Raw genomic sequence first — 7,801 nt, 5'->3', positions numbered from 1 at the left:
TAAACATTAAAATGTCACTCTATGTGACGTTTTATATCGGTTTTATGAAGCAGATATAGAAATTAAATTTGAAGCAGATACAATTAAAGCTTACATAAGTATTGGGATAGCAAGTTACAGCAAAGAAATAAAAAATTTAGAGGACATGATTAATTCTGCTGACAAGGCATTGTATAAAGCTAAAGCAGGAGGCCGTAATCAATTGTGTACTGCTTGATTATGAGAATATAGGCAACAGGTATAGCTGAAGTCAGAAGTTATACCGTTTCACAGAATTCATGCATCGAGTCTGTAATTATCAGGTCTCCATTTCCTGCGGAAACGCTTCGCGAACAGAATTTAATGTGAAACAGTATTACGTTGCCAATTTAGAGACTACCGACTCCCGACTACCTAAATTGTAGAGGTATATCTACGCTGCAGCTAAGAATTTGTTCGGTCTTTTCTGATGCTGTAAACTGTACATATGTTCAAACAATTTCCAACAGTATTCTTCTGAAAGTCCGCAAGTTATCGCACCTCGAAGTACAACATTAAAATACCAATCATTAGGAGCTAGTTCCTGGGGTAATTTATCTACAACTACATAGGTACTAACTTCACTATATAATTTACCTTGACAAGATACTTCAACTTTTTCTGGTCGATAACCACCGCAGTGAATTTGTTTAACAAAATCGAATTTTACAGTCTCTCTTTCATCTAGGCGATCGCGCAACCTCAAAGGTAAATTGTAAAGCACTCCTTCTACAGTAGAATTTGGGCTTTTTACTACATCTAATGCTCCACAATTACGCTTTTCGGAATAACGATAAAACCCAAGTTTATATCCTTTGAGTTTTGCAGGACCAATAACATAGGGATAAGTATTTTCACCCAAAGTTCGTTTTAGATCGACAGGACACATACAGGAACCATAGGCGAAGTAGTAAAACTTTTTCTCTCTAGAAGTTAGCTTGTTCATCTTAATTTTTGACTGGAGAATCTGAGTTAGTATATCTTTAAAAATTCCAGAAACATTTAACTGAAACATTATACGGCAAGCTATGCCTAAAAAAATCACATCTTTTAAGCTTCGCTCAAGTGATACTTGGATATTTTCTTTAGTAATAAATCTTAACTTTTAAGATTTACAACTTCTGTAAGTAAACAAACAGTAAGAGTAAAACCTAAAGAAATTTGGTGATGGTAGAGGGGCACTTTGACTTCTCCCCAAAGAGTATATCTTTGGTCAGGTAAGAAAAAATGAAGCAACACGGATTTATCCTGTTGGGTAGTATCTGCTTAGAATCCCCCTGATATCATGTCCGGATAATTAGTGATAAAAAAACTTTTTCTTCATTTATAGCTTAAAACTCCCTCCTCTTCCCTCATAACTCATAACTCATAACTCATAACTCACATTACTCATAACTCATTACTCATTACTCATTATTCCTCCATTTTTATTTATAACTATTCAACCGGACATGATATGACTTGAGTCCGGGGAGTAGTCAATCAGAATCTTGGCCTCGGTTAAGGAGTTTGTTAACAGCATTCAGGAGAGTATCTGGGGAAATGGGTTTATAAATGGCTAAATCAACACCCATATCTTTGGCTATTTCTAGCGCGGAGTTTGAAAAAGTTGGTTTGTAACCACTCACACCAATAATTGGTATCATAGGGAAATTACACATTAACCGCTTGCCAATCAGAGTAAGTCCTCCTGAATTAACAAACTTACCCTGCTCTTTGATCATCATATCGGCAATAATCAAATCAAAGAACATTGCTGATAGTTGCTTAAGAGCTTGGGACACAGTAGAACAGCAAACAACTTGATGACCATCGCTCTCTAGAAGTTTTTGCCAGTAGGATGCTAATAAAATCTCATCTTCTAATATCAAAATTTTAGCCATAATTCCTGACTTATTCTATATAAATTACTGAAAAATTAAGCTATAATATCACGTCCGGTAGCATTGGTATTGTATAGAGAAGGTAAGGAAGAAGGAAGAAGGAAGAAGCTTTGAGAGAAGAAAAAACCTTAAATATGGTGGATATTTTCCCGGCTTTTACACAAACGATACCAACGGACATGATATAAAACCTCTCCATTTTACTAAAGTAACGCCGTGTGCAACTTTTTCTTAACAAGGAAATTTAGAGACTTTTGAGAACCAGACTTTTAGCTAAATACCCAGAAATGCTGATTATTCCGTAGAAAGTTGCACATTGCGTAAAGTAATAAAATTTTCTACTTTCCTACTCCTGCCTCCTCTATAAATTCCCACTTCTCCTGACTCCTCAATCCTGACTCCTACCCTTACCCATAAGACTTTTTCAGCAAGCCCTATTTATTTCTCCCTTCTCCTCTGCTGCCCGATCTTCCTCTTCCCACAAGGGTTTCAAGACTTATGAGTAATAGATATCTTTTCTGGGGAGGTCTAATAAAGTCTGAAGTATTGTAGAAAGCTTATCAAAATTGATAGGTTTTTTTAAGAGGGGAATATGTTTCAAATCTTCAGGGAGGATGCGTTTTGAATCATAGCCGCTGACAAAAGCAAAAGGAATTTGGGTTTTAGATAGATGATAGGCGATCGAAAAACTCATTTTTGTTTTGAGATTGATATCTAGCAAGCAAACCTGATAAGGATTTCTATCATAACTCAATAGCTTCATAGCACGGTCAACCGTAGGAGCAGAATCAATTTTGGTAAAACCAAATTTTTTCAATAAGTTTTCCATCTCAATGGCAATGAGCATATTATCTTCCACCAGAAGGACGGTTCCTTTTTCTGCTTCTATCACACTTTGAGGAGAGGCAGAAAATTGTCTCTCAAGTTGACTCGGTGCAAGTTGAAGTGAGCTAGAGGAAGATGATTCTTCTATGTCCCACTTCACTAATTGATCAGGGAGCCAAAAATTCGCTTCAACACCCGAAGGCGCAAACAAAAGGTTCCCTTCTCCCCCAAATTCATAGGGAATAGCTCGTTGAATCAGCTCACATCCAAAGCCTCTACTTTCCGTATCAGGTGGGTAAACTGTAGGACCATCGGATTCCCGCCAGAGTAACATGAGGCCATTACGATCCTTAAACCAAGAAATCCTTAACTGTCCATCCGGCACTGATAATGCACCATACTTCACCGCATTAGAAACCATTTCATGTAGCACAAGTACAAAGGTGGGGACAAAACTTGAATTTACAGTAACATTTACCCCACTGAAGGTAACTCTAGAGGAAATACTCTCAGCACTTAAATAAGGGCGCAATTCCAGTATCAGTAAATCATGCAACTTTGGCCATAATAGTTCCTGCCTGGTTACAAGTTCATGGGCCGTTGCCAGGGCGGAAATTCGATTTTCTAAGACCTGAATATACTGAGCGATAGATCGGCTTGAACGACCGGTTTGGCGTGCCACAGAAAGAATTAAGGCCAAAATATTTTTGACGCGATGCTTTAGCTCTGCAATTAATAACCCCTGTCGTTCATGCACAAAACCTTGAGGTCCTAAGGCAGTGTGTAACTCTTTAGCCACTAAGAGATCCTGACGAGACCAAGAACAACAGTATCCTAGAACCTCTTTTTTGTAGCTCTCAAAGGATCGCCGGGGACACAATTGGGCTCCAGTTAAGTTTTTTCCTTGAAATATCTCCTGCTCGTCAGGATTTCCAGCCCAGTTTACCTCACTAATAGTTTCATTCCGAAAGAAAACCAAATAATACCCATTATTAGTCTCTATTGGTACAAATAATGCACCAGCACTAGGAATCCAATCCTGCTCAGTAATTTCTTCCAACTTGGTGAGTCTGGACAAACTGTCAATACTCAAGATGTCTCCGTCAAGTTCTACTTGAGTTTGTTCAATCAACTTTAATATTACTGAGTTTTCAGGGAGATCCCCATACTTTGATAGGACTTGTCGATCCGTTATGAAAGCTAGGCCATTAGCTGATATCAGCTTGCAGAGTTGGGGAAGGGACTGCCTTAGTAAAGTTTGCCAATCGTTTTCTGTTTTTATTTGTTGGCTAAACAGCTCATTAAGGACTCTACCTGCGTATCTCTGATAATTCAAGTCTTCTTCTGTCAACTTTTGTTGCAGATATAAGGAGATGAGTAGACCAGATAATTCAATGATGGATCTAAACTCAGGTGACAATAACTTGGGTTGACGATAATGAAAGGCAAATAGTCCCCATAGCTTACCCTCAATGATAATAGCTAAGGTCATACTGCTTGCTATCCCCATATTCGGCAAATATTCCTGGGTGTGGATTAAGGATGCTCCTCGGATGGAGGTAAAAGAAAGATCCAATGGTGCTTCAGTTTCATCCCAGGCAAAGAGGGGAACCAATGGTGCGCTAAGGTCTGGAATAATACGCAGCGGAGTTTTTTGCAATATCTCTCGGGTTGATTCGGGGATATCGCTTGCCGGAAATCTTAAATTGAGAAAACTTGCCATATCCTCAGCGCGAGCTTCTGCAATGACTTCCCCTGCCCCATCATGCAGGAACCGGTAAACCATAATTCGGTCAAACTCTGTTGCATAGCGCAGTTTCTCTAGATAATCAGACAACATGGTTTGGCTATCCGGGTTGTCTTTGAGGAGTAATTTTAGTTGTGTAATCAGCGTATGACTCCGCTCTACAGTGGGTAGTAACGGTTCCAATTCAATCAAAGTCCGGTTGCCCTGAACGTGAACACAGACATTGAACGATCGCTCATTAAGCTCATAGACACCCATACGTTCTACTTGGGTATCGATCCAGGGCAAACCGCAAACATTGGCTAGATCGTGAATTAGTTTATGAGAGAGTACAGTATCAAGCGATTGACCTAAAACGCTTGTACCATCGAAATCCCAGTTTTGATCATTATTATGATTTTGGATACCATCCACGATGTTCTGCTCATCTAGCTCTGGCAATGGTGCTTGAGACGCTATACCTAACATTTCGGCCAGGTTAGCTGACACATGGGTAATGGTTTCTAAGGCGAGGTCTGTTACTACAAGCGCCCCAAACGACTGAATAGATCCAGGGGAATGAACAGGTTCCTCGCAACATTTGGCGATGGCTAATTCCCAAAGTGTAGCTGACGAATCTGACATAATAAATTAACTTCGGAAAACTTTAGATGTATCGATATTAACAAAATATAGGAGTATACATTCTTATTACAGCACTTCTAAATGTTCTTTCTTGAGTCAGGGATTATTTTTGATTTTTGACTAAAGTTTAACTTTTGCTATCTGCAACTTCTGTAGGCAAACAAACAGTAAAAGTAGAACCCAAAGAAACTTTACTGTCAACGGCAATATTGCCACCCATCATTTGACAAAAACGTTGACTAATTGCTAATCCTAAACCAGTTCCCCCATATTGACGGGTAGTTGATTCATCAGATTGGGTAAAGGGTCTAAATAAATACTTAATTTGATCTAAACTCATACCGACACCATTATCAGTCACACAAATTACAATTTTATCTCTTTGACGACTTACTCTTAAGTTAATTTCACCTTGATGTGTAAATTTAGCAGAATTACTGAGTAGATTCGATATAATTTGTTGCACTTTGATTGGGTCTGCATACATAATACCAATATCTTCTACTCCTTCTACTTTGAGAATATTGCCATTTTTAACTACTAAAGGTTCCACTGATTTGACTACATTTTTGATTAAAGATGATAAATTAAAATCTTCTAAATATAACTTCATTTTATTAGCTTCTATTTTGGAAATATCAATAATTTCTTGAATCATTTTTAATAATTTTTGACTTTCAAGACGAATTTTGTTTAAGTCATTAGGTAAATCTTGGTAGCCCAAGTCATTAATTTCTTCATGTAATAAATCGCCATAGCCAATAATGGCATTTAAAGGTGTTTTTAATTCGTGACTAATATTAGCTAAAAATCTACTTTTTGCTTGATTGGCTGCTTCTGCAGCTTCTTTTGCTAACTCTAGTTCTAATTGTGTATGTCGGCGCTCGGTAATATCACGAAATATGGAAACTACTGCTTCTATATTGTCTTCTCGATCGACGACTGGACTAATAATATATTCATAATCTATTTCTCCTTTTCTGGTGGGAAAACATCCTTCTGATTTGACTAATTTACCAGTAGTGAAAACTTTTTTTATTTGTTCATCAAACTCTTGAATAATTTCTTGTGAAAAACCTAGTTCTGTTGGTGTTTTTCCAATCATATCATTAGGATTCATGCCTAGAGATTCTGCTCCTTTTCGATTTACATAAGTATATTTACTCGAGGTATCAAAAAGATAAATTGGATCTACAGAGGCATTGAGAATACTATCAACTGTTCTCATGTGTTGTGATAGTTCATTAGCTATTTTCTCTGCCATTTCATTAGCCTGAGTTTTGGCATTCATTTCAATTTTGAGCTGTTCATTTAGTTGTTTTAAACAAATAGTACGTTCTGCTACTCTATTTTCCAGCTCTTCATTAATGTTAGCTAACAATATTTGAAGTTCTTTACGATAATTGATATTTGTAGATATACTACCAATTGCATAGAGACAACCATCTAAGTTATAAAGTGGAAATTTGGTTGAAATATAAGAGTTATATCCATTTTTATCGGGTAAAATTTCTTCCACTGTTAAACATCTGTTTGCTTCTGTAACTATTTGATTTATGTGACTAGAATTTTCTGCAATTTCTCTGGAAAAAAAATCATAGTTAGTCTTGCCAATAACTTGTTCTTTTTCAAGATTAAACGTTTTTGTAAAATGAGGATTTATTAAAATGTATTTTCCTTCTATATCTTGAATATAAATAATTGCTGTAGAGTTATCTATAATTGCTTCTAATATTCTTTGTTTTTTTTCTAATTCTAGATTTTTCTGTTGGTAAATTTTAAGTTGTTCTTGTAATTCTTGATTGATTTTTTTGAGTTTTTCATTTTTTTTCTCTAGATTTATAAATCTCAAAAAAAAATTCTGCAAAAAATGATTTATTAGTAGAAATAATATAATTAATATAATGATTAATAGAAACAACATTTTAATTTTTAGTCTGAGTTGAAAATTGATTTCAGGTTAGGTAATAAGTGATATAAATAGAAGGCAATATCAATAAAAATTCTATTCAAAACCTTTATTGGATCTTAATTTGATCAGCTGTTGTGCATTTAAATGACTTATTATTGTATGCCTCATTCAAAGGAAAATTATTATTACTTCTGACTTGCTAATACACATTTTACATCCGTATTAGCTTAAGTCACTTGTCTCTTATATAACCTTTCTCACCCTTTGTAAGGTACAGCTTTTTCTTTTTTTCTGTTGACTGTTCCCTATTCACTGTTCCCTATTCTCAGTTAAGTGTTCCCTAAAGCCTAAAACTTTGTACCTCACCAGTATGAAAATTGCTATAGCAGTCTTTGCTACTGCCATACTTAATTATCTCAATCTAGAAAAATAGGCTGAAAGTGTAGCTATTTTAGATGCAAAATTTCTCCTACAATATAGGATAATTTTTACTTATTAATAGATGCACAAACAATTAATCTTAGATTTGAGTTAATAATTAGTAAATTTGCAAAAGTATCTGATTGAAAAACTTCATTAAATTTACCGAATTATTAATTATTAATTGTTAATTAAATAATTGTGGTTTAAAGCCTCCCCTTGGATAGGGGAAAAAGCGGTTGAGGGATGGCGAGGTTTCCGTTCCCTCCGGGACGCTACGCGTTTCATGTCGCGTAGCGAAACGGCATATCCAATCGACCAAGAGAGCGGTCGGAAAGCGGAGCAGTCCGTTAGGATGGGATGCCGAGGTCT

At 36.3% G+C, this 7,801-nt stretch carries 5 protein-coding genes; 1 reads left to right on the top strand and 4 read right to left on the bottom strand.

The genetic code is table 11. The features are described from left to right. Window positions 1-55 precede the first annotated feature (55 nt). On the top strand, window positions 56-217 hold the full coding sequence (locus ACP6PL_RS25760; protein ID WP_426548187.1) for a GGDEF domain-containing protein: 162 nt from the start codon (window positions 56-58) through the stop codon (window positions 215-217). Window positions 218-412: 195 nt separating this feature from the next. Here ACP6PL_RS25760 and ACP6PL_RS25755 read toward each other — a convergent pair whose 3' ends face one another. The 4 genes from ACP6PL_RS25755 to ACP6PL_RS25740 form a co-directional block, all read right to left on the bottom strand. Further along, window positions 413-964: a gamma-glutamylcyclotransferase gene (locus ACP6PL_RS25755; protein WP_426548186.1), complete on the bottom strand. Its 552-nt coding sequence runs from the start codon at window positions 962-964 to the stop codon at window positions 413-415. Between the two features lie 532 nt (window positions 965-1,496). After that, window positions 1,497-1,901, bottom strand: a complete 405-nt coding sequence (locus ACP6PL_RS25750; RefSeq protein WP_426548185.1) for a response regulator — start codon at window positions 1,899-1,901, stop codon at window positions 1,497-1,499. A 496-nt stretch (window positions 1,902-2,397) separates the two neighbouring features. Next, window positions 2,398-5,097: an HWE histidine kinase domain-containing protein gene (locus ACP6PL_RS25745; RefSeq protein WP_426548184.1), complete on the bottom strand. Its 2,700-nt coding sequence runs from the start codon at window positions 5,095-5,097 to the stop codon at window positions 2,398-2,400. Between the two features lie 127 nt (window positions 5,098-5,224). After that, window positions 5,225-6,949, bottom strand: a complete 1,725-nt coding sequence (locus ACP6PL_RS25740) for a PAS domain-containing sensor histidine kinase (protein ID WP_426548183.1) — start codon at window positions 6,947-6,949, stop codon at window positions 5,225-5,227. Window positions 6,950-7,801: the final 852 nt, after the last annotated feature.

Origin of the sequence: Dapis purpurea BLCC-M126 (assembly GCF_050015975.1) — a bacterium.
Lineage (GTDB): Bacteria > Cyanobacteriota > Cyanobacteriia > Cyanobacteriales > Microcoleaceae > Trichodesmium.
Note: the sequence above shows the minus strand (reverse complement) of the source record. Positions and strands in the feature narration are given on the sequence as shown.

Excerpts from the sequence above, each read along its gene's own strand:
- ACP6PL_RS25755 (WP_426548186.1), bottom strand. The coding sequence starts at position 964 with ATGAACAAGCTAACTTCTAGAGAGAAAAAGTTTTACTACTTCGCCTAT.
- ACP6PL_RS25750 (WP_426548185.1), bottom strand. The coding sequence starts at position 1,901 with ATGGCTAAAATTTTGATATTAGAAGATGAGATTTTATTAGCATCCTAC.
- ACP6PL_RS25745 (WP_426548184.1), bottom strand. The coding sequence starts at position 5,097 with ATGTCAGATTCGTCAGCTACACTTTGGGAATTAGCCATCGCCAAATGT.